Annotated in this window: 24 protein-coding genes; 8 read left to right on the top strand and 16 right to left on the bottom strand. The window is 62.8% G+C overall.

Translation table 11 applies throughout. The features are described 5' to 3' along the window. Positions 1 to 31 precede the first annotated feature (31 nt). The gene (gene nudF, locus BN1134_RS13850; protein WP_042047934.1) at positions 32 to 667 is read right to left on the bottom strand and encodes an ADP-ribose diphosphatase; all 636 of its coding nucleotides are present in this window, start codon (positions 665 to 667) and stop codon (positions 32 to 34) included. Between the two features lie 324 nt (positions 668 to 991). Here nudF and tolC point away from each other — a divergent pair, with 324 nt between their 5' ends. Beyond that, complete coding sequence (gene tolC, locus BN1134_RS13845; RefSeq protein ID WP_042047932.1) at positions 992 to 2,308, top strand: outer membrane channel protein TolC; 1,317 nt, start codon at positions 992 to 994, stop codon at positions 2,306 to 2,308. Between the two features lie 47 nt (positions 2,309 to 2,355). Here tolC and pspG read toward each other — a convergent pair whose 3' ends face one another. The 5 genes from pspG to BN1134_RS13820 form a co-directional block, all read right to left on the bottom strand. Further along, positions 2,356 to 2,574, bottom strand: a complete 219-nt coding sequence (gene pspG, locus BN1134_RS13840; protein ID WP_042047931.1) for an envelope stress response protein PspG — start codon at positions 2,572 to 2,574, stop codon at positions 2,356 to 2,358. 25 nt (positions 2,575 to 2,599) lie between these two features. Next, complete coding sequence (locus BN1134_RS13835; RefSeq protein WP_042047929.1) at positions 2,600 to 2,806, bottom strand: PspC domain-containing protein; 207 nt, start codon at positions 2,804 to 2,806, stop codon at positions 2,600 to 2,602. After that, entirely contained in the window at positions 2,803 to 3,471 is a 669-nt protein-coding gene (gene pspA, locus BN1134_RS13830) for a phage shock protein PspA (RefSeq protein WP_042047928.1), read from the bottom strand. The genes BN1134_RS13835 and pspA overlap by 4 nt, the downstream gene beginning before the upstream one ends. A 202-nt stretch (positions 3,472 to 3,673) precedes the next feature. Further along, the gene (locus BN1134_RS13825; protein ID WP_042047926.1) at positions 3,674 to 4,396 is read right to left on the bottom strand and encodes a 1-acylglycerol-3-phosphate O-acyltransferase; all 723 of its coding nucleotides are present in this window, start codon (positions 4,394 to 4,396) and stop codon (positions 3,674 to 3,676) included. Between the two features lie 163 nt (positions 4,397 to 4,559). After that, complete coding sequence (locus BN1134_RS13820; RefSeq protein ID WP_232300652.1) at positions 4,560 to 5,309, bottom strand: AraC family transcriptional regulator; 750 nt, start codon at positions 5,307 to 5,309, stop codon at positions 4,560 to 4,562. A gap of 120 nt (positions 5,310 to 5,429) precedes the next feature. Here BN1134_RS13820 and BN1134_RS13815 point away from each other — a divergent pair, with 120 nt between their 5' ends. Continuing rightward, a complete protein-coding gene (locus tag BN1134_RS13815) occupies positions 5,430 to 6,821 on the top strand; it encodes an SLC13 family permease (protein WP_042047923.1) in 1,392 nt (463 codons plus the stop codon). A gap of 59 nt (positions 6,822 to 6,880) precedes the next feature. Here BN1134_RS13815 and BN1134_RS13810 read toward each other — a convergent pair whose 3' ends face one another. Further along, a complete protein-coding gene (locus BN1134_RS13810) occupies positions 6,881 to 7,696 on the bottom strand; it encodes a LysR family transcriptional regulator (protein WP_042047921.1) in 816 nt (271 codons plus the stop codon). A 110-nt stretch (positions 7,697 to 7,806) separates the two neighbouring features. On the opposite strand from BN1134_RS13810, the gene BN1134_RS13805 reads away from it, so the two are divergent. The 3 genes from BN1134_RS13805 (at position 7,807) to BN1134_RS13795 (ending at position 9,352) form a co-directional block, all read left to right on the top strand. Further along, the gene (locus BN1134_RS13805; protein WP_042047919.1) at positions 7,807 to 8,529 is read left to right on the top strand and encodes an SDR family oxidoreductase; all 723 of its coding nucleotides are present in this window, start codon (positions 7,807 to 7,809) and stop codon (positions 8,527 to 8,529) included. 166 nt (positions 8,530 to 8,695) lie between these two features. Next, the gene (locus tag BN1134_RS13800) at positions 8,696 to 8,947 is read left to right on the top strand and encodes a hypothetical protein (protein WP_042047981.1); all 252 of its coding nucleotides are present in this window, start codon (positions 8,696 to 8,698) and stop codon (positions 8,945 to 8,947) included. A gap of 30 nt (positions 8,948 to 8,977) precedes the next feature. Beyond that, on the top strand, positions 8,978 to 9,352 hold the full coding sequence (locus BN1134_RS13795) for a hypothetical protein (RefSeq protein ID WP_042047918.1): 375 nt from the start codon (positions 8,978 to 8,980) through the stop codon (positions 9,350 to 9,352). 109 nt (positions 9,353 to 9,461) lie between these two features. On the opposite strand, the gene BN1134_RS13790 is transcribed toward BN1134_RS13795, so the two are convergent. Continuing rightward, positions 9,462 to 9,674 carry a hypothetical protein gene (locus BN1134_RS13790; RefSeq protein WP_042047916.1) on the bottom strand — a complete coding sequence of 71 codons (213 nt, stop codon included), beginning with the start codon at positions 9,672 to 9,674 and terminating at the stop codon, positions 9,462 to 9,464. 546 nt (positions 9,675 to 10,220) lie between these two features. On the opposite strand from BN1134_RS13790, the gene BN1134_RS19370 reads away from it, so the two are divergent. Further along, the gene (locus BN1134_RS19370; protein ID WP_198133189.1) at positions 10,221 to 10,907 is read left to right on the top strand and encodes a DUF4272 domain-containing protein; all 687 of its coding nucleotides are present in this window, start codon (positions 10,221 to 10,223) and stop codon (positions 10,905 to 10,907) included. A 123-nt stretch (positions 10,908 to 11,030) separates the two neighbouring features. Here the strand turns inward: BN1134_RS19370 and parC are convergent, their stop codons facing one another. The 6 genes from parC to BN1134_RS13755 form a co-directional block, all read right to left on the bottom strand. Next, positions 11,031 to 13,322 carry a DNA topoisomerase IV subunit A gene (gene parC / locus BN1134_RS13780; RefSeq protein ID WP_042047912.1) on the bottom strand — a complete coding sequence of 764 codons (2,292 nt, stop codon included), beginning with the start codon at positions 13,320 to 13,322 and terminating at the stop codon, positions 11,031 to 11,033. A 63-nt stretch (positions 13,323 to 13,385) separates the two neighbouring features. Further along, complete coding sequence (locus BN1134_RS13775; protein WP_042047911.1) at positions 13,386 to 13,697, bottom strand: antibiotic biosynthesis monooxygenase family protein; 312 nt, start codon at positions 13,695 to 13,697, stop codon at positions 13,386 to 13,388. A gap of 15 nt (positions 13,698 to 13,712) precedes the next feature. After that, positions 13,713 to 15,596 carry a DNA topoisomerase IV subunit B gene (parE, locus tag BN1134_RS13770; protein WP_042047910.1) on the bottom strand — a complete coding sequence of 628 codons (1,884 nt, stop codon included), beginning with the start codon at positions 15,594 to 15,596 and terminating at the stop codon, positions 13,713 to 13,715. Positions 15,597 to 15,760: 164 nt separating this feature from the next. Further along, on the bottom strand, positions 15,761 to 16,387 hold the full coding sequence (locus BN1134_RS13765) for an NUDIX hydrolase (protein WP_042047909.1): 627 nt from the start codon (positions 16,385 to 16,387) through the stop codon (positions 15,761 to 15,763). Beyond that, positions 16,384 to 16,755: a hypothetical protein gene (locus BN1134_RS13760; protein ID WP_052449496.1), complete on the bottom strand. Its 372-nt coding sequence runs from the start codon at positions 16,753 to 16,755 to the stop codon at positions 16,384 to 16,386. Before BN1134_RS13760 ends, BN1134_RS13765 begins: the two co-directional genes overlap by 4 nt. Beyond that, complete coding sequence (locus tag BN1134_RS13755) at positions 16,752 to 17,021, bottom strand: FAD assembly factor SdhE (RefSeq protein WP_042047907.1); 270 nt, start codon at positions 17,019 to 17,021, stop codon at positions 16,752 to 16,754. Before BN1134_RS13755 ends, BN1134_RS13760 begins: the two co-directional genes overlap by 4 nt. A 116-nt stretch (positions 17,022 to 17,137) precedes the next feature. Here BN1134_RS13755 and ygfZ point away from each other — a divergent pair, with 116 nt between their 5' ends. Further along, positions 17,138 to 18,049 (top strand): tRNA-modifying protein YgfZ, encoded by a 912-nt coding sequence (gene ygfZ, locus BN1134_RS13750; RefSeq protein WP_042047906.1) that lies wholly within the window; start codon positions 17,138 to 17,140, stop codon positions 18,047 to 18,049. On the opposite strand, the gene BN1134_RS13745 is transcribed toward ygfZ, so the two are convergent. After that, positions 18,031 to 18,933, bottom strand: a complete 903-nt coding sequence (locus tag BN1134_RS13745) for a LysR family transcriptional regulator (RefSeq protein WP_042047905.1) — start codon at positions 18,931 to 18,933, stop codon at positions 18,031 to 18,033. The two genes, ygfZ and BN1134_RS13745, sit on opposite strands and share 19 nt — an antisense overlap. Before the next feature lie 92 nt (positions 18,934 to 19,025). Here BN1134_RS13745 and BN1134_RS13740 point away from each other — a divergent pair, with 92 nt between their 5' ends. Beyond that, a complete protein-coding gene (locus tag BN1134_RS13740; protein WP_042047903.1) occupies positions 19,026 to 19,451 on the top strand; it encodes a PACE efflux transporter in 426 nt (141 codons plus the stop codon). 54 nt (positions 19,452 to 19,505) lie between these two features. Here the strand turns inward: BN1134_RS13740 and BN1134_RS13735 are convergent, their stop codons facing one another. Then, positions 19,506 to 19,832, bottom strand: a complete 327-nt coding sequence (locus BN1134_RS13735) for a hypothetical protein (protein ID WP_042047901.1) — start codon at positions 19,830 to 19,832, stop codon at positions 19,506 to 19,508. Between the last annotated feature and the right edge of the window lie 101 nt (positions 19,833 to 19,933).

Here is a 19,933-nt window from a genome sequence, read left to right as displayed (position 1 = left end):
CGGGAACATATTTGCGTGCCGTGGCCGCCACTCAGGCCTCCCCCAACCAACGCGAACGCAGTGCCTCATGGTGCAGCTGCAACCACTGCAACGCGATGATGGAGGCGGCGTTGTCGATGCGACCGGACTGCACTAGAGCATACGCATTTTGTCTGTCGATGACATGAACGCGGATATCTTCCCCCTCTTCTGGGAGGCCATGCAGTCCGTTCGCCTGGCTGGCATCCACTTCACCGATGAAGATCTCGATGCGCTCCGTGGTGCCTCCCGGGCTGACCAGATAGCTCATGGCATGCTCGATACGCCCAAGGGTCACGCCCGCCTCTTCCTCCGACTCGCGGCGGGCCACCTCGTCGGGCGCCTCGCCCGGCTCGATGATGCCGGCGATGAGCTCCAGCAGCCACGGGGAGGAGGCGGTCTCCAGCGCCCCGATGCGAAACTGCTCGATCATCACCACCTGATCCCGGCGCGGGTCGTAGGCCAGCAAGGCCACCGCATGGCCGCGCTCGAACAGCTCACGCACGATGGGCTCGCACCAGCCGCCGGCGAACAAACGGTGGCGCAGACGATAGCTGTTAACCTTGAAAAAACCGTCGTAGCCCACCCGTTTTTCCAGTACCTCGACATCCTTCACATCGAATGTCACCTCGGGGATTTCGCCTGTCATGCCCGCCTCCTGGCACTTGACTTGAGAAAGATTGCACCTAGAATCGCCAGTGAATGAACGTTCATTCTGACGCTTCGCCGCACAGCAGAGTGCGGATTTTAGCAGTTGAAGGGCCAAGGGCTAAATGACAGTTTGTAAATCCGTCGCAGCGTGGGGGTAAGCCTGTTTTTGCGCTTCGTTAACGGTTTAAATGAGTGAAACAAACCCTTTTTTGCTTATAGTAGTGTCTTATCACGCTCATATCAGGCGACGAGGGGGCCCTTGTTTCCCCCTTTAATTCTGTCCGGCAGCCGCGTTGGATTTATCAATAAGGTTATGGAATCTATGAAACGTACTCTCCTGTCTGTGCTCGTCATGCTGGGGGTCAGCTCGATGGCCCAGGCCGAAAACCTGCTCGACATCTATCATCAGGCCCAGCTCAAGGACCCCCAGTTACTGGAGTCCAAGGCCAAGCGCGATGCCGCCTTCGAGAAGATCAATGAAAGCCGCGCGGCCCTGTTGCCCCAGATCAAGCTGACCGGCAACGCCACCTACACCAAGACCAGCCACGATCTGAGCACCAACAACCAGTTGGGTGGCCAGCTGGGGCTGGATCAATCGATCTACCGCCGCAGTAACTGGGTCAACCTGAGCCTGACCGAGAAGAGCGCCACCCAGACCGACGTGGCCTACAACCTCGAGCAGCAGAACCTGATGCTGCGCACCTCCCAGGCCTATTTCGACGTGCTCAAGGCGCAAGACACCCTGGAATATGTGCGCGCCAACAAGAAGGCGGTCGAGCGCCAGCTCGAGCAAACCCAGCAGCGTTTCGAGGTGGGGCTGACCGCCATCACCGACGTGAACGAAGCCCAAGCCGAGCGCGACCAGGCACTGGCCGATGAGATCGCCGCCGAGAACACCCTGGCCAACAGCTATGAGGCGCTGCGTGAACTGACCGGCGTCGACTACCGTCAGCTCGACGTGCTCAATACCGAGCGCTTCAGCCCGACCAAGAGTGCGCTGGATTCGGATCAGTGGCTCGGCACCGCACTGGATAAGAACCTCTCCCTGCACAGTGCCCGTATCGGCAAGGATATCGCCAAGGAGCAGATCGACTTGGCCAAGACCGGCCACGAGCCGACCCTGGATCTCGGCGCCGGCGTGGGCCGCACCCGCACCGACTACAAGCTCGATGAGAACCCCGACACCATCGGCAATCAGGGCAACATCGGCCTGACGCTCTCCCTGCCGCTCTACAGCGGTGGCGCCACCAGCTCCCAGGTCAAGCAGGCCCAGCACAGCTACGTGGCGGCCAGCGAGCAGCTCGAGCAAAGCTACCGCTCGGTACAAAGCTCGGTGCGCTCCAACTACAACAACGTCAACGCCAACATCGGCTCGGTGCGCGCCTACACCCAGTACGTGGTCTCCGCCGAAAGCTCGCTCAAGGCGACCGAGGCTGGCTACGAGGTGGGCACCCGTACCATCGTCGACGTGCTCGACTCCACCCGTAAGCTCTACCAGGCCAAGCAGAATCTCTCCCAGGCTCGCTACAACTACATCCTGAGTATTCTTCAGCTCAAGCAGGCCGCCGGCGTGCTGGAAGAGCAGGATCTGGTCGAGATCAACGAAGGGCTGATGAGCCCGGCCAAGAAGGCCGACTAACCGCTCCGCACCATTGAGAAGGGCGCCCCAGGCGCCCTTTTTTTATCTCAGTAGTGATGCATTCGGCGCTGCCTGCGCCGCCCCAGCCACCAGCAGAGCAGCACCACCAGCAAAATCCAGGGCGCCAGCTTGACGATCAGCGCCAGCATGCCGCTGAGCAGGCCAAACAGCACAAACAGTCCGATCACCAGCAGCATGGCCAGCAGCGTAAACCCGGCAATGCCCATCACCACCAGCACCACCAGCAACAGCAGAAACTCCATCATCGTCGACTCCCGAGGGGCTCCCCCTTCAATCCAGCCAGCGGCGCACCTCGGCGCGCGGCGTCATCAGCAAGATACCGGCCAGATAGAGGGCCAGCGCCAGCGGCGGCATCAGGATCAAGGCAAACAGGGCCACCAACCTGACCGCCACCCGGGAGATGCCAAGCCCCCGCGCCACCCCGGCGCACACGCCGGCCAGTTTGGCGTGGCCCCGGTCACGCGGCCAGCGCATCATGGGCGGGCAGGCTCCCGCTGCCCCTTGAGACGAGCCAGCTCACGCTCAATCTCATCGGAAAGCTCCAGCTCGCGGAACTGGGCTGCCAGCGAAGGATTTTGCTCCCAGCTGCTCGCCTCGAGTTGGGCCTCCAGCTGTTCAACCCGCCCCTGAAAACCGTCGAAACGGGACAGCAGCTCATGCATACGGCGTGAATCGAGCTGGGCGCGGGCCCGCAACCGGCTGTGGGCGGTCTGCTCGCGCAGGGTGAGCACGTTCTGCTTCTCGCGCGCTTCGGCGAGCTTGGCGGTAAGCCGCTCGCTGTCGCTGCGCAGCTGCGCCTGCATCTCCCCCAGGCGAACCCGTTCATCTGCCAGCGCCTTGAGCCGCTCCTGCTCGGCCAGTTTCTCCGCCAGCGCCGCCCGGGCCAGATCCTCGCGCCCCTTGGTCAGCGCCAGCTCAGCCTTGGCTCCCCACTCGGCCACCTGACGCTCCAGCGCACTTTGCTGGCGCTCAAGCTGCTTCTCTTCGGCGATGAGGCGGGCGGCCTGACTGCGCATCTCCACCTGCACCTCTTCCATCTCCTCGATCATCAGGCGCAGCAGTTTCTCGGGCTCCTCGCTCTTATCGAGCAGGGCATGCAGGTTGGCATTGACCACGTCGGTCAGTCGGCGAAACAGGCTCATGGCTCTCTCCTATGCGTAGGGATCAAATTCACTATCGTTACTACAAGGAGTGTGCCAACGAGTTTAAATACAGTATTTTCAATACGTTAATGATGAACAAAAGACAACAAGGCCCACGAAGTGGTGAATATCACCAGATGGCATGGTCATTTTTACCAAATAAAAAAGGGAGCCCAGGCTCCCTTTTCTGCACGTTCGTGGCTCAAACCGGGCGGCGCGCCCTGGCATCGAGTTCGACCAGCTTGCGCTCCATCTGCTCGCGGCAGCGCTCGGAGAGCTCGCGGATCCCGGCCGCGCCGTGCTCCTTGGTGCACAGGGGCGGCAACATCTCGATGAGCACCTCACCGTTGTCCCAGCGGTTGAGATCGACCTGGCCGAAATAGCTCGAGCAGATGATGGGCACCACGGGCACCTCGGCCTGCACCGCCGTGTGGAAGGCGCCCGCCTTGAACGGCAACAGGCCGCGCCCCTGGGAGCGGGTCCCCTCGGGGAACATCCAAATCGAGGTGCCACGGCGCTTGATGCGATCCACCACCTGACCTATGGTGCCGATGGCACGGCTGCGGTTGGAGCGGTCGATCAGCACGTTGCCCGACAGCCAGAACAGCAGACCAAAAAAGGGGATCCAGGCCAGACTCTTCTTGCCCACGGCCACCACGCCGGGCAGCACGGCCCCGGTGACGGTAAAGATATCGAAGTTGCTCTGATGGTTGCACACATAGACGGCGGGCCCCGCCTGGTCGATCCCCTCGGGGAAGGTCACCTTGACCTTGAGGCCGATCAGGGGGCAAACGGCATGATACATGCGGGCAAACACAAAGACGTTGTTGGGATGACGCGGCCGGAACAGGCAAAGCAGCAGGCCGAAGATAAACCAGAAGATAAGCAGCAGACCAAGCAGCAGCACACGGGCAAGTTTAAGCATCGAACACCTCAAAGTTTGACTGGCCGCAGTATACTGGCCTCCATTTTGGCTAACAAGCGTTCGCCAAAATGGGCCGAGGCGGCACCTTGCCCCTCGCCAAGCGCCAGCTGCATGTTAACTACGCCCCACGCCCACCCGAGTGCATCCCCGCGAGACCCTTGCGTCAGCCCAGCTCGCGTTTGAGGAAGGTCTGGGGCGGCACCCCGTATTGCTCACGAAAGGCCGCCACAAAGGCGCTGGCCGTCGCGTAACCCAGTGAATGGGCGATCGTGGTGCTGCTTTGCCCCTGGCCGAGCAGCTCGATGGCGCCAAGCAGCCGCAGCCGGCTGCGCCACTGGCGAAAGGTCATGCCGGTCTCGGCGCGAAACAGCCGCTCCATGGTGCGCAGGCTGGCGCCATACAGCTCGGCCAGCTCGGCCAGCGAACGCCGCTCGGCAGGCTGGCTCACCAGATGGCCGATAAGCCGGCGCAGCCGTGCATCCCGTCCGGCCGGCAGATCGAGCGGAGCGGCCATGAGGCGGCCAATCTCGCCGATGGCCACCAGCCCTAAGTGCTTGCGCAGCAAAGCATCGTCCGGACTCTCTTCCTGGGTCAGGCGCAGGATCACCTCGCGCATCAGGGGGGTGAGCCGCACCATGGTGCCGCGCGCCTCGGGGCGCACCGGGTAGGCCGGGTCAATGTAGAGGTTGCGGGTATATGCCGCCGTCTCGGTGACGACGTGGTGCACCACCCCACCCGGGATCCAGACGGCGTGGCTCGATGGCACGATCCAGACCGAGGTTTCGGTCGTCACCCGCAATACCCCCTGCGCGGCCCACAGCAACTGCCCCCTCGGATGATGGTGGGGCTCGATGCTGGCCTCCGCCTCAAAATGACGTCCGTGGCTGAGCACCGGGCGCTCGGGGTCAAGCACGAACGCCACGTGGGAAGGGGGTTGAGTTGTCGCATTAGCGATATGGTTTGGCATGAGACGAGTCTAACGCGACAAGCCCCCCTGCGCTATGCTGCCCCTGACTTCTTTGGGAGAACCATCATGGTTAAGAACCTGTCCATCAAGCAGTGGCTGGTCGCCGGCGCCCTCATCACCGCGCTCTGGCTGGCCCTGTTTCCGCTCGGCGATGCCACCTTGTGGCGCTCCGGCGCCGTGGTGCTGCTGACGCTGGTGCTGTGGAGCACCGCGGCCCTGCCCCCCTTCCTCACCAGCCTGCTCTTCTTCGCCCTGGTGATCATCCTGGGACTGGCCGAGCCCGGCCTCATCTTCGCCGGCTTTGGCTCCACCGCGGTCTGGCTCATCATCTCGGGGTTTGTCATCGGGGCGGCCATCACCGACTCGGGGCTCGGTCAGCGCATGGCCGGCCTGCTCGCCCCCCACCTGGCACTGAGCTACCCGCGCCTCATCGGCGGTCTGGCCATGTTGGCCATGCTGCTCGGCTTCGTGATGCCCTCCTCGGTCGGCCGGGCCGTGGTGCTGGTGCCCATCGGCATGGCACTGGCCGAGCGAGTCGGCTTTGCCCGTGGCACCCCGGGGCGCCTCGGCATCGCCGTCACCCTGGCGCTCACCTGCAACATGCCGAGCTTCGCCATCCTGCCCGCCAACATCCCCAACATGATCCTCTCCGGGGCGAGCGAGACCCTGCACGGCATCCACTTCAGCTACACCGACTACCTACTGCTGCACTTCCCCATCCTCGGCCTGCTCAAGAGCGCCCTCATCGTGGCATTGGTGCTGGTCATCTTCCCCGCCCGCATCGACCAGCATGAAGACAACGGCGCCGCCGCCGAAGGGGCACAGGTCGGCGCCCCCGGCGCCCAGCGCAAGGTCGCCATCCTGCTGCTGTTGACCCTGGCCATGTGGATGACCGACAGCCTGCACGGCATCAACCCGGCCTGGGTCGGGCTGATCAGCGCCATCTTGCTGCTGCTGCCCGGTATCGGGGTGGTGCAACCCAAGGCGTTCAATGGCGCCATCGACTTTGGCATCGTGCTGTTTGTGGCCGGGGCGCTCGGCCTTGGCGCCTTAGTCAACGCCTCCGGCCTCGGCGCCGAGGTGGGCGGCGCCTTGCAGCGCTGGCTGCCGCTCGCCCCCGGCCACGACGCCGGCAACTTCTTCTCGCTCTCGGCCATGGCCGCCCTGACCGGGCTGGTCGCCACCATTCCTGGGGTGCCGACCGTGCTCACCCCCATGGCGCCGGACTTGGCCGCCGCCTCCGGTTTGTCGCTGCCCGCCGTGTTGATGATCCAGGTGATCGGCTTTTCCACCGTCATCTTCCCCTATCAGGTGGGGCCACTCATCGTGGCCATGCAGCTCTCCGGCGAACGCCTTGGCGAAGTGCTGAAAATTACCCTGCCGCTGGCGCTGCTCACCTTTATCGCCCTGCTGCCCCTCGACTACCTCTGGTGGCGAGTGCTCGGCTGGCTGGGGTAGCGCCGTCCTATGCAAAGGGCCATCCCACGGGATGGCCCTTTTTGTCAGTGGCTTGCGCCTCAGGCGGGGGCATCGAGGCGCCCCATCAGGGCGGCCACGGCCGGCAGGCGCAGGGCATCGGCGGCATAGCACAGCCCTAGGCGGCGGATGAGCGGCGGCGCAGCGAGCGGCACCTTGCCGCATTCAGGCGCGATCAGGGAGTCGGGCAGCCAGGCGATCCCGGCGCCGGCGGCCACCATGCGCGCGGCCAGCGCCAACGAGCCGGCATGCTGCGGCCAGACCGGTGCCTGATTGCCGAGCAGGGCCAGCAGCCGCTGCTGGGCATCGTGGGCCGGACACATGACCCAGGACTCGCCGGCCAGCTGCTCCAGCGCGATCGACGGTTGCCCTTCCAGAGGGTGGTCGGGCGGCAGGGCCAGCAGGAAGGGGTCCTCCAGCAGGGGTAAAAACAGCTCGTCCTCGCAGCGCAGCGACTCGCAGCCCAGCCGCAGATCGCCGCAACACCCAGGCGCAAAGGTAAAGCGCAGCCCCTCGATGGCGGTCAGCTGGCGGCACAGTTGCGCCACCAGCGCCGGCCCCAGATCGTCCTCGATGCCGACCGTCAGCGCCAGGTGCGGCTCGGCGCCGTGAAACGAGCGCACCAGCGCCTCGGCATCGCCGATCAGCCGCTTGGCCCTGGGGTAGAGGCGGCGCGCCGCCTCGGTGGCCGCCACCCCGCGCGCCTGCCGGGCAAACAGGGCCGTACCGAGCTCCGCTTCGAGCCCCTTCAGGGTGGCCGACAGGGTGGGCTGGGTGATGAACAGGCGCGCCGCAGCGGCGGTGATGTTGCGCTCTTCAAACACCGCGACGAAGGCGCGCAGGGGGCGGATATCCATAGAAAAGACCTATACCAGAGAGTGAAAAAAGCCATTTTTCACCGGGATTTTGCCGCCCTATAGTGGCCAGCAACGTAAAAGACATCAAGCATTTCTATGGGAGAATCCAGATGACCAAGCCCCTTATCGTGATCACCGGCGCCAGCTCGGGCTTTGGCGCCGCCTGCGCCCAACTGTTTGCCGAGCGGGGCTATCCCCTGCTGCTGCTGGCACGCCGCATCGAGCGCCTCGAGGCGCTGGGGCTCCCCAATACCCTGTGCCGCCAGGTGGACGTGACCGATCGCAGCGCCATGAGCGCCGCCGTGGCCGAGGCCGAGGCCCGCTTCGGCCCGGCCGATCTCATCGTCAACAACGCCGGCCAGATGCTGCTTGGCAAGCTCGCCGAGCAAGATCCGGGCGAGTGGGATCGCATGCTGGATGTGAACGTGAAGGGGGTGCTCAACGGTATCCACGCCGTGCTGCCGGGCATGTTGGCGCGCCGCCACGGCACCATCATCAACATCAGCTCCATCGCCGGGCGCAAGACCTTCCCGAACCACGCCGCCTACTGCGGCACCAAGTTCGCGGTGCACGCCATCTCGGAGAACCTGCGCGAAGAGGTGGCGATGCAGGACGTGCGCATCATCACCATCGCCCCCGGCGCCGCCGAAACCGAGCTGCTGAGCCACACCAGCAGCGATGAGATCAAGGCCGGCTATGACCAGTGGAAGGCCCACATGGGCGGGGTCATCTCGGCCCAGGATATCGCCGAGGCGGTGCGCTTTGCCTACGAGCAGCCCCAGCACCTGTGCATCCGCGAGATCGTGCTGGCCGCCACCCGCCAGGAGCCCTGAGCGCCCCTCGCACCAAACAGGAGCCTTAACGGCTCCTTTTTCTATTTCTGTCAGCAGGATCTACCACTTTCGCGTCATTGGTCGGCACGACATGGGGAGTATAATGGCTCCCATTGCCACCATAGGAGAGCGCCTAATGAGCAGCAAGCCAGACCGGATCACCGCGATGCAGCAGATCATCGACGCCGTGAAGGCGCAGTTTCCGCTCTATCAGCCGGACACCTTCCGCTGTGGGCCGGACAACGGCTGCATCGGCTGCCCCAAGAAGCTGATGGAGCTGGTGGACATGGAGCTTGGCTACTGGCAAAGCCAGATCCGCCGTGGCATCCCCCCCACCTTTGACGAGCTGCGCCGCTTTGGCAAAATGTGCCAGAACATCCGCCGGGCGCTGGTGCGCAATGGCCGCATTCCGGCCTGACGGCCATCCCCACCCGACAAGGCGCAGAGTATGACCCAAGAACGCATCCAGACCCGCTATCTCCTTACCGGCCCCCTGACCCAGCGCGCCGAACAAGAGCAGGCCATCGCCCAGGCAATTGAGGCCCACCAGCAGGACTTCTTCCCCCTGCTGGAACGGTTGGTGGAGGTGGGAGACAGCCGGGTGACCTTGAGCCAGCGCCACCCGCTGCGGGTGCTTGCCGTGACCCTCGACCCGCAGGGCCGCACGGGCAGCGCCCGCCTCAACTACGAGTCCAACTTCGCCGAGAGCTGCCGGCTGATCGACGAGTACGACCAGCACCAGACCTGCGTGGCTTTTACCCTCGACGGGGATCAGCTGATATTCGATCTTGAGCTACCCATTGTGTGGAACTTCGACAACTAGGGCTACGCCTTCGCTCAGCGTCCTGCCCATCACAAGAAAGGAGCCTTGCCGGCTCCTTGTTCACTGACTCACCGCATCGCTCGGATCGTCCTGCCCTCTGCGTCACATCTCAGGTGAGATAGTAACGCCACGTCCGCACCGGCTCGGCATAGCCGACCCGGATGCAGAAGGGCGCCAGCTCGTGGTTGGCCTGCTCCAGGCTGAGGGTCTGGTGGGCATCCTGCTCGCACCACTGCACGAACTCGTCGCTGTTGAAGCTGTAGTGATCCCCGTGAAAGACCCCGTGGGCCTCGATCAGTCCGATGGCTTTATCGATTTCCATGATTGGCCTCCTGGCACTCGGTTGTTCTCTCCCAGTTTAGGCCCGGGGCCAGCCATTGGCCGACGGCAAGGCGGCAAGATCAGGGCACAATGCTCAACATGGCGCTCTCCATACCGGTATCACGAAAATCCATGACCTTCGGATAGCGTTTGCCACTCCCGCCAATCCGACCACTATGCGGTTTCCCTCGGTTCAGAGGGGAGACTCAATACCGTGCCAGCCTTAGCTTCCTTAGCTTAAGGTGCTCCCTGTTCACTTAGACAATGCTCACAACGGCGAGAACCCCAGAATTTTCGCTGTTATCAAAGGGAACGAATAATGCTGCAATTTACTTTGTTTACTCACCCTATTTTATTTTTGAAACAACATGCTGACTCATCCTAATGAAAAACAAGATAAAACAGACACAAATAAATACTATTTATATAGTATTGTATGAAAACTTATACATAATTACGGTCAAATATCTCAATGCGGCGTATACACATCATTATTGGAACAATAGCATTTTCTATAGCAATACTAATTTCTATCAGTTCACCATCCGTGGATGATAGAAAGAAAAAAATAAATGAAATGAATATGGTTTTAGCGCCAGAAGCATTGCAACGAAAAATAACATCACAACTTATTCTAAGAGATGAAGGCGTGCCGGTAAACCAAGCGCTTCCTGTCATCGCCACAGAGCAAGAAATAACGCTCAGGTCAAAAGAGCAAGTTGCATATAGAGCCTTGTCACTATTGGTTATTGCGGCCAAAGGAGAGGGATTGGAACAAACCGTTATCGATAACGTAGTTGAGAACTACGGTCTCGATAAACATTTTACGCGAAAGGAGATGGCCTTCATCTACAATCCATCCCCATCACAACATGATAGGGTTCAATTTACATGGCGCTATGAAGCCGCATGGACATTACTGTGGGCTCTTGGGTATGTAGAAAAACTCGATAAGCCAACCGAAATATGCGATGTACCACGCGCAATCAGATTTATGATGGATCGACCTGTAGAGCAATTTCTTGCCGATGCAAAACTTCGCTCCACGCACGAAATATTGGATCAAGCAGACCGAATCTATCGATATCATTGGGCCGTTGTAGATGCCAATCTCCACGGAAATGATATCCCGGCCTCGCTTGAACCTGGTGTAACGATGGAGCGCCATTATGCCCTTAACTGGTTGATCGGATACATGGGGCAAGAGTGGGATGACATCAGTACCGATACTTAATGTGTTACAGAGAGTGTGTACCTATATCGTTATTACCCGACACTAGGTATCATCAAACAATAATTAAGAAAACAATAATTAAGAAAACAATAAAAAAGGGCGCTTTCGCGCCCTTTCTATTTATTACCCTTCCTGATTCTCCCCGGCTGCCGGCTCGGTGCTGGCGACAGGTTCGATCTCGATGCGGTCCACCCGCTGCAAGCCGCGCGGCAGCTTGGCGCCGCGGCGACCGCGCTCGCCACGGTAGTGCTCGAGATCCGAGGGTTTGAGGGTCAGCTTGCGCTTGCCGGCAAACAGGGTCACCGACACGCCGGCGGGCACCACGGCGAGCTGGGTGACAAACTCCTCGCGCGCCTTCACCCGGGCCGACGGGATGCTGATGATCTTGTTGCCCTTACCCTTGCCGAGCACCGGCAGGGTCGAGAGCGGGAACAGCAGCATGCGCCCCTCGTTGGAGATGGCCATGCACAGATCGCTCTGTGGGCTCTTGATGGGCTGCGGCGCCAGCACCACTCCCCCCTCCGGCACCGACAATAGCGCCTTGCCATTCTTGTTCTTGGCGATGAGATCGTCATAGGTGCAGACAAAACCGTAGCCCGCGTCGCTCGAGATGAGGAACGGCTCCTTGTCGCTGCCCATCACCACGTGGCGTACCTCCTCGCCGGGGCTTAACGCAAAGCGGCCGGTCAGCGGCTCGCCTTGGCTACGGGCCGAGGGCAGGGAGTGGGCCTCTAGCGAATAGGTGCGGCCCAGCGTGGAGAGGAACACCGCCTGCTGGTTGCTGCGCCCCTGGGCGTCGCCGAGGAACTGGTCGCCAGCCTTGTAGCTCAGGCCCGCGCTGTCCACTTCGTGGCCCTTGGCGGCGCGGATCCAGCCTGCGGCCGAGAGGATCACGGTGACCGGCTCGCTCGGGGTCAGCTCCTTTTCGGTCAGCGCCACGGCGGCAGAACGCTCCACCAGCGGGGTGCGGCGCTCGTCGCCGTACTTCTCGGCATCGGCCAGCAGCTCTTTCTTGATGAGGGTCGAGAGGCGGCGCTCGGAGCCTAAGATCAGCTCCAGCTTACCCCGCTCCTCTTCCAGCTCCTTCTGCTCGGCGCGGATCTTAAACTCTTCGAGCTTGGCGAGGTGACGCAGTTTCAGCTCGAGGATCGCCTCGGCCTGGGTCTCGGTGATGCCAAAGCGCGCGATCATGACGGCGCCCGGCTCATCCTCGGTACGGATGATGTGGATCACCTCGTCGATGTTGAGGTAGGCCACCAGCAGGCCTTCGAGGATGTGCAGGCGGGCCAGCACCTTGTCGAGGCGGTATTGCAGGCGGCGGCGCACGGTTTCGCGGCGGAACGTGAGCCACTCGGTGAGGATGGTCCTGAGGTCTTTGACCTGGGGGCGGTTATCCAACCCCAGTATGTTGAGGTTGACCCGGTAGTTCTTCTCGAGATCGGTGCTGGCAAACAGATGCGCCATCAGGGCGTCGATATCGATGCGGTTGGAGCGCGGCACGATCACCAGACGGGTCGGGTTCTCGTGATCCGACTCGTCACGCAGATCGGTGACCATGGGCAGCTTCTTGGCGGTCATTTGCCCGGCGATCTGCTCGAGGATCTTGGCGCCCGAGGCCTGGTGCGGCAGGGCGGTGATGACGATCTCGCCCTCTTCCAGCGTCCACACGGCGCGCTGCTTGATGGAGCCCTTGCCGGTCTCGTAGATTTTGCGAATTTCATCGCGCGGCGTGATGATCTCGGCGTTGGTCGGGTAGTCCGGCCCTTGGATGTGTTGCATCAACACATCCAGCCCGGCGTCCGGGTTGTCGAGCAGCTCGGCGCAGGCATAGGCCACTTCGCGGGCATTGTGGGGCGGAATGTCGGTCGCCATCCCCACCGCAATGCCGGTCACCCCGTTGAGCAGGATGTGCGGCAGGCGCGAGGGGAGCACCTTGGGCTCCTTCATGGTGCCGTCGAAGTTGGGGATCCAGTCGGCAGTGCCCTGCCCCAGCTCGGAGAGCAAAATCTCGGAGAAGCGCGACAGGCGCGCCTCGGTGTAACGCATGGCGGCGAAGGATTTAGGATCGTCCGGCGCCCCCCAGTTGCCCTGACCGTCCACCAGCGGGTAGCGGTAGGAGAAAGGCTGGGCCATCAGCACCATGGCTTCATAGCAGGCGCTGTCGCCGTGGGGATGGTACTTACCCAGCACGTCGCCCACGGTACGGGCCGACTTCTTGTGCTTGGAGAGGGCCGACAGCCCCAGCTCGCTCATGGCGTAGATGATGCGGCGCTGCACCGGTTTCAGGCCGTCGCCGATGTGCGGCAGGGCGCGATCCATGATGACGTACATGGAGTAGTCGAGGTAAGCCTTCTCGGTGAAGGCGTGCAGCGGCTGGCGCTCCACGCCGTCGAGGCTCTGCTCTAGGTCACTCATGTGATGCTTCTCTTTGTCATTGGGTGGCGGCGCTGGGCCGCCAGAATCGTGGGGCGGGGCGCCTTACAGGCCGTAATCGCGCTCCACCCGTGCAATGCGTGTCTTGAAGGTGCGATACCACTGCTTGCGACCGAGGCGCTGGGCCTCCTGGTGCTCGACATCCCCCTTCCAGCGGGCGATGGCGTCGAGATCGCGCCAGTAAGAGACCGTGATGCCGACCCCTTCGCGGGCCGACTCGACCCCGAGAAAGCCCTCCTGCTGGCGAGCCAGCTCGAGCATGCGCTCGGCCATGGCGGCGTAGCCCTCATCCCCTTCGGTACGCTCGGAGGTGAAGATCACCGCGTAGTAGGGGGGAGCCGGGGTATTGGCAATCATGGTCGCTCCTTGCGGTCACACCTCGGCGAGGTTGCCCTTCTCTTCCAGCCACTCGCGGCGATCACCGGCGCGCTTCTTGGCCAGCAGCATGTCCATCAGCCGCATGGTCGCCTCGGCGTCCTCCATGGTGAGCTGCACCAGACGACGGGTATTGGGGTCCATGGTGGTCTCACGCAGCTGCTTGGGGTTCATCTCACCCAGCCCCTTGAATCGGGTCACCATCACCTTGCCGCGCCGCTTCTCGGCCTCCATCCGCTCGAGAATGCCGTTCTTCTCATCCTCGTCGAGGGCGTAGTGCACCTCCTTGCCGATGTCGATGCGAAACAGGGGTGGCATGGCCACGTAAACGTGGCCCTTCTCCACCAGGGCGCGGAAGTGTTTGACGAACAGGGCGCACAAGAGGGTGGCGATGTGCAGGCCGTCGGAGTCCGCATCGGCGAGGATGCACACCTTGCCGTAGCGCAGGCCCGAGAGGTCGTCCGAATCCGGATCGAGGCCAATGGCGACCGAGATGTCGTGCACCTCTTGCGAGGCGAGCACCTGACCGGCTTCCACCTCCCAGGTGTTCAGGATCTTGCCGCGCAGCGGCATGATGGCCTGGAATTCGCGATCGCGCGCCTGCTTGGCACTGCCGCCCGCCGAATCCCCCTCCACCAGGAACAGCTCGCCCTGCATGGGGTCGGCGCAGCCGCAGTCGGTGAGCTTGCCCGGCAGGGCCGGCCCCTGGGTCACCTTCTTGCGCACCACCGTCTTGGCGGCGCGCATCCGGCGCTGGGCACTGGAGATGCACAGCTCGGCGATTTGCTCGGCCAGCTCGGTGTTGCTGTTCAAAAACAGGCTGAAGGCGTCTTTCACCACGCCCGAGACAAAGGCCGCGCACTGACGCGAGGAGAGGCGCTCCTTGGTCTGACCGGCAAACTGCGGGTCCTGAATTTTGACCGAGAGGATGTAGGCGCAGCGATCCCAGATATCTTCCGGAGTGAGCTTGACCCCACGCGGCAGCAGATTGCGAAACTCGCAGAACTCGCGCATGGCGTCGAGCAGTCCCTGACGCAGGCCGTTGACATGGGTACCGCCAAGGGCAGTGGGGATGAGGTTGACGTAAGACTCGGCGAGGCTCTCGCCCCCTTCGGGCAGCCAGCACAGAGCCCAGTCGACCGCCGACTGCTCGGTGGTAAAGGTGCCGACAAACGGCTGCTCCGGCAGACAGGGAACGTTCTTGACCGCATCGACCAGATAATCTTTCAACCCATCTTCGTAGCACCAGGCGAGCTTGATGCCGGTGTTCTTGTCGAGGAAGGTGATCGACAGCCCAGGGCAGAGCACGGCCTTCGCTTTGAGCAGGTGCTCAAGCTTGGAGACCGAAAACCTGGGCGAATCGAAGTAGTGAGCCTCGGGCCAGAAACGGACCCGGGTGCCGGTGTTGCGGCGCCCGCAGGTGCCGGTGACGGTCAGATCCGACACCTTCTCGCCCTTTGCAAAGGCGATCTCGTAGACCTGCCCGTCGCGACGTACTGTGACTTCAACCCGGGTCGAGAGGGCGTTCACCACCGAGATCCCTACCCCGTGCAGGCCGCCGGAGAACTGGTAGTTCTGATTGGAGAACTTGCCGCCCGCGTGCAGTTTACAGAGAATAAGCTCGACCCCCGATACCCCCTCCTCCGGGTGAATGTCCACCGGCATGCCGCGCCCGTCATCGATCACCTCGAGGGATTGATCCTCGTGCAGGATGACCTCGACACTGCGCGCATGGCCCGCCAGCGCCTCGTCGACGCTGTTATCGATGACCTCCTGACCCATGTGGTTGGGGCGGGTGGTGTCGGTGTACATGCCGGGGCGACGTCGCACCGGCTCCAGGCCATTGAGAACCTCAATGGCATCGGCATTGTATTGGGACATGGATTCTCGGGTCTTAGCAAAAGACAGTTGGAGGGAATCTTACCCGTTTGCGGGCACCTTGGAAAATCCATGCAGGTGTACGGGGCATGTTAGTGTGACCTTGACCGCCCTCAGGGAGTCTGCTGAGACCTTAACCTCTTGCTCGATGCATCGACCCGCCCGGCTCAGTCAAACAGGGTCTCGGGGCGCCCTGCCAGCAGGTGGGCGTGCAAGCGGACGAGCTGCTCAGCCACCACCCGGTGGCGCGAAAGCGGCGGCAGGGCGTCGATGGCAAACCAGCCGGCCGCACTGGTTTCATCGGTCTCCTCTTGCAGCGCCCCTGCGATGATACGGCAGTGAAAAAACGCCTTGTGGGCATGGGGCAGTTGGGGCGGATGGGGGTGCTTGAGCTTGTCAAACAGCGCCAGCAGTTGCACCGCCTCACACTCCAGCCCCGTCTCTTCACGCACCTCGCGCACCACGGCGTCCGCCGGTGAGTCACCGATATCGCACCAGCCGCCGGGCAGGGTCCAGAGGCCATCGCTCTTTTCACGCACCAGCAACAGGCGATCGTGCTCGTCGCGCATCATGGCGCGCACGTCGAGCTTGGGGGTGGGGTAGCCGGCATCGAGCCGGATCCAGCCGGCCAGTGCCGCTGGATCTAGCCCGTTGGGCTCGGCCAGCAGCGCCACACAGGCGGCGCGCAGTGCCTCGAAACGCTGGATGTCGAACGGATCGCGCGAGTAGGTGAGCCCCGCCTGGGCGGTGGCGAGCACCTGCTCGATGAAGGCGTGCAGTGGCGGCGATCTCATGGGGCTTTACCAAGGTGAATGGCGCGCGCCAAGGCGCGATAGGCCTCATCATCCAGCTGGTCGGCAAACAGCAGCGTCCCCTCGCCGGCAAACACCAGCCAGAGACAACCGGGCAGCACCCGGCTGCGGGATGCATCGAGCGCCACTCCTTCACGTAGCAGTTGCCCCCCGTCCCACGCCAGCGCGGGCGCAGGCAACCGCAGAGACAACCAAGAGCGCCACAGGGCGAACAGCCAGAGGGAAAGCAGGATGGGCCACTGCCAGCCTTGCAGCAACAGGGGGGCTGGCGCGAGCAGCAGCAGGTAGAGCAGCAGCAACACCCCCTGCGCCCGGCGCGAAGGGCGCGGGAGCAGGGTGGTGGCGGTCACAGCTTGGCGTCGTGGCGGGCCTGGTTGCGCTGCAAGATGAAGGGCACCAGGGTGGCAAAGTCAGGATCAGAGGGCACACCGTGGCCCATGAACCATTTAAACAGATCCGGGTCGTCGCTCTCGAGCAGGCGCACAAAGGTCTGCTGCTGCTCGGGGGTGAGGGAGTCAAATTCGTGTTCGAAAAACGGCATCACGATCACGTCCAGCTCCAGCATGCCGCGACGGCAGGCCCACTTGAGACGGGATTTCTCGGCAGGGGTCAACATCGACATTACTCCAAGTAAATACCTGGGGATGGTACCAGCCGGATTTTCCGGCTGACAAATTTTCCTTCCATCTTTACCATGGCGGTCACATCTTCATGCCTGTCGGACACTGCATCATGAGTCGCCAACTGCCTGTTTTTCCAGCACAACCCACCCTCTATCCCCTGCCCGGCTTCGCCGCTATCCAACTTGCCGGGGCAGAGCGGGTCAAGTTCCTGCAAGGCCAGGTCACCTGTAACGTGGCGACGCTGAACGCCGGCAGCCAGACCCTCGGCGGCCACTGCGATCCTAAGGGCAAGCTGTGGAGCGATTTTCGCCTGCTGGTACTGGAAGAGAGCCTGCTGCTGCTGCTGCGCCGCTCGGCGCTGGCGCGCCAGCTGCCGGAGCTGAAGAAATTCGCCGTCTTCTCCAAGGTGGAGCTCACCGAGGCCCCCCATACCCTGTGTGGGCTGGCCGGGGCGGGCAGTGACGGGTGGGTGGCCGGGCAGTTTGGTCTGGCCGACACCGGTCTCATCCCCGGCGGTATGGCGGTACGTCTCGAGGCCGACCGCTGGCTGCTGGCCAGCGATGCCCTGCCGGCGATGACCCTGCCCGAGGGGGGCGAGACCGACTGGCTTGGCTTTGAGATCCTCGCCGGCCTGCCCCACATCGAGGCGGCGCATCAGGGGGAGTACATTCCCCAGATGGTCAACCTGCAAGCCCTTGGCGGTATCAGCTTCAGCAAAGGCTGCTACATGGGTCAGGAGACGGTGGCGCGCGCCAAGTACCGCGGCGCCAACAACCGCGCCCTGTTCCTGCTCGAGGGCACGGCGAGCGGCGCGGTCGAGGCCGGCGCCCCCTTAGAGATCCAACTTGGCGAGAACTGGCGCCGCAGCGGCGTAGTGCTGAACGTCTGGCAGCAGGGCGAGTCGCTGCTGGTGAGCGCCGTACTGCCCAAGGATACCGAGGCCGACGCCGCCTTTCGTCTCAAGGATGACGAAGCCTCAGCCCTGTGCCTGCGCCCCCTCCCCTACCCGTTGATCGACTGATGTGGCCCCTCCTGGCGCGCCAGGAGGGCCTGTTTCAGCCAGCGTCCCGCCTGCCCAAGCGGGCGGGCGCGGTGCCACAACAGTTCAAGCCCGAGCGTGGGATCCGCCATGAAATCAGCGCTCAGGCGCACCACCTCGCCGCGCGCCAGGGCATCGCGCAGCAAAAACTCAGGCACCGAGGCCCACCCCAATCCCCGCTTCACCATCTCAAGCACCCCTAAGTCCCCCTCAATCCACCACACCTGCGAGCCGAGCCGAAAGCGCTGGCGCTCCGCCCCTTCACGTCGGCCGGTCACCATCAGCTGGCGGGCCCCTTGCAGATCGGCGCGGGTGAGGCTGGCCTTGCGCGCCAACGGGTGATCCGGCGCCACGATCACCGGCATGGTCACATTGCCAAGAGAGTGAAAGGCGATCTCCGGGCTGGGGTGCAGCTGTTGATAGCTGACGCCAAGCTGGGCGCGCCCGGCAAGCAGCATGTCGGTGAGATCCTCGAGCAGCGGGAACAGCAGCTCGAGCTCCACCGCAGGATAGCGCTCGGCAAAGGCCTCCAGCAGGGCACCGAGCCAGGGGAGCTGGGAGTCATCGTCAATGGCCAGGGTCAGGCGCGGCTCGATGCCGGCCGCCAGTTCACCCGCCATCGCCTCGAGGTGGGCACACAGCTCCAGCACCTGCTGCGCCTCGGCCAGGATGCGCGCCCCGGCCGGGGTCAGGGTGGGCAGACGCTTGCTGCGATCAAACAAGACAAGGCCGAGATCGATCTCGAGGTTGGCAATGGTGGTGCTCACCACCGACTGGGCCTTGCCAAGACGCCGCGCCGCCGCGGAGAAAGAGCCGCTCTCGGCGGCGGCCCGCAGAGTGCGCAGCTGCTCCAGGGTAAGGTTCATCTATCGCCTTAACAGATAGTATCTAACTTAGTTCCATAGTGAAGTGTTGATAGATTCTACGCAACCTTGCACCACATAAAGAGGAATCTGTCATGAGAACCGGCGCCGATCGCCTGCGTCACGCCCTCTGCTTCGAGCTGATTGGCGTGGTGATCACCTCCCTCATCGCGAGCTGGCTCTTGGGGATGACGCTCTCCCACATGGGCGCCATGTCCATCATGCTCGCCACCATCGCCACGCTCTGGAACTACGTCTACAACCTGCTGGTCGACAAGCTGATGCTGCGCTACCTCGGCCGGCTCGACAAAACCTGGGGCGAGCGGGTGTGGCACGCCATCGGCTTCGAAGGGGGGTTGTTGCTCGTCGCCCTGCCACTGGTGGCATGGTGGCTCTCCATCAGCCTGTGGCAGGCGCTGCTGCTGGATCTGGGGTTTGTCTTCTTCTACCTGGTCTACGCCTTCGTCTACAACCTGGCCTACGACAAGGTCTTCCCCGTCCCGGCGCTGGCCCTGCGCTGACCCGATAAATGAAGATGGCGGACCATGGCCGCCATCTGCACACTCAAGCCCGGTTCACGAGCCCTGCGCGTCGCGCGGCAACGGCGCGACCTCTTCATCCGGCAGCGGCGGGCTATCGAGGCTCTGCTGGTAGTGCTCAAGCAGGGAGCGCGCCAGTTGCAGATCGCCCTTGTGTACCCGCTCGAACAGGTGGCTCTGGATCACCTCGCGCAGCTGCTCTACCGTCACCGGCTCACCGCACAGCTCCTCTTTTTCCAGCTCGGCGTTGATCTCATCGGCAGTGCTGCGCATCAGACCGTGCAGCTGAACCAGCATGCGACGCTCTGCTTCGCGCAGCAGATGCGCCCTGCGGTTCTGTAGCTGCTCGGTGGGTTGGGTCATTGGCATACTCAAGCAATCCGGATCATGGGGAAAGAGGCTTGATTTTGCCCTGCCTCGCGCACCTCGTCCATCCTGACGATGCCCCTTTTACAACCTGCCCG

This window comes from Aeromonas simiae (genome assembly GCF_000820125.1).
Lineage (GTDB): Bacteria > Pseudomonadota > Gammaproteobacteria > Enterobacterales > Aeromonadaceae > Aeromonas > Aeromonas simiae.
Note: the sequence above shows the minus strand (reverse complement) of the source record. Positions and strands in the feature narration are given on the sequence as shown.

Excerpts from the sequence above, each read along its gene's own strand:
- BN1134_RS13825 (WP_042047926.1), bottom strand. The coding sequence starts at position 4,396 with ATGCTTAAACTTGCCCGTGTGCTGCTGCTTGGTCTGCTGCTTATCTTC.
- nudF (WP_042047934.1), bottom strand. The coding sequence starts at position 667 with ATGACAGGCGAAATCCCCGAGGTGACATTCGATGTGAAGGATGTCGAG.
- pspG (WP_042047931.1), bottom strand. The coding sequence starts at position 2,574 with ATGATGGAGTTTCTGCTGTTGCTGGTGGTGCTGGTGGTGATGGGCATT.
- BN1134_RS13775 (WP_042047911.1), bottom strand. The coding sequence starts at position 13,697 with ATGATTGCCAATACCCCGGCTCCCCCCTACTACGCGGTGATCTTCACC.
- BN1134_RS13810 (WP_042047921.1), bottom strand. The coding sequence starts at position 7,696 with ATGGATATCCGCCCCCTGCGCGCCTTCGTCGCGGTGTTTGAAGAGCGC.
- ygfZ (WP_042047906.1), top strand. The coding sequence starts at position 17,138 with ATGAGTCGCCAACTGCCTGTTTTTCCAGCACAACCCACCCTCTATCCC.
- BN1134_RS13735 (WP_042047901.1), bottom strand. The coding sequence starts at position 19,832 with ATGACCCAACCCACCGAGCAGCTACAGAACCGCAGGGCGCATCTGCTG.
- BN1134_RS13790 (WP_042047916.1), bottom strand. The coding sequence starts at position 9,674 with ATGGAAATCGATAAAGCCATCGGACTGATCGAGGCCCACGGGGTCTTT.
- BN1134_RS13800 (WP_042047981.1), top strand. The coding sequence starts at position 8,696 with ATGCAGCAGATCATCGACGCCGTGAAGGCGCAGTTTCCGCTCTATCAG.
- parC (WP_042047912.1), bottom strand. The coding sequence starts at position 13,322 with ATGAGTGACCTAGAGCAGAGCCTCGACGGCGTGGAGCGCCAGCCGCTG.
- BN1134_RS13805 (WP_042047919.1), top strand. The coding sequence starts at position 7,807 with ATGACCAAGCCCCTTATCGTGATCACCGGCGCCAGCTCGGGCTTTGGC.
- BN1134_RS13765 (WP_042047909.1), bottom strand. The coding sequence starts at position 16,387 with ATGAGATCGCCGCCACTGCACGCCTTCATCGAGCAGGTGCTCGCCACC.
- BN1134_RS13795 (WP_042047918.1), top strand. The coding sequence starts at position 8,978 with ATGACCCAAGAACGCATCCAGACCCGCTATCTCCTTACCGGCCCCCTG.
- tolC (WP_042047932.1), top strand. The coding sequence starts at position 992 with ATGAAACGTACTCTCCTGTCTGTGCTCGTCATGCTGGGGGTCAGCTCG.
- parE (WP_042047910.1), bottom strand. The coding sequence starts at position 15,596 with ATGTCCCAATACAATGCCGATGCCATTGAGGTTCTCAATGGCCTGGAG.
- pspA (WP_042047928.1), bottom strand. The coding sequence starts at position 3,471 with ATGAGCCTGTTTCGCCGACTGACCGACGTGGTCAATGCCAACCTGCAT.
- BN1134_RS13835 (WP_042047929.1), bottom strand. The coding sequence starts at position 2,806 with ATGATGCGCTGGCCGCGTGACCGGGGCCACGCCAAACTGGCCGGCGTG.
- BN1134_RS13755 (WP_042047907.1), bottom strand. The coding sequence starts at position 17,021 with ATGTTGACCCCTGCCGAGAAATCCCGTCTCAAGTGGGCCTGCCGTCGC.
- BN1134_RS13815 (WP_042047923.1), top strand. The coding sequence starts at position 5,430 with ATGGTTAAGAACCTGTCCATCAAGCAGTGGCTGGTCGCCGGCGCCCTC.
- BN1134_RS13740 (WP_042047903.1), top strand. The coding sequence starts at position 19,026 with ATGAGAACCGGCGCCGATCGCCTGCGTCACGCCCTCTGCTTCGAGCTG.
- BN1134_RS13745 (WP_042047905.1), bottom strand. The coding sequence starts at position 18,933 with ATGAACCTTACCCTGGAGCAGCTGCGCACTCTGCGGGCCGCCGCCGAG.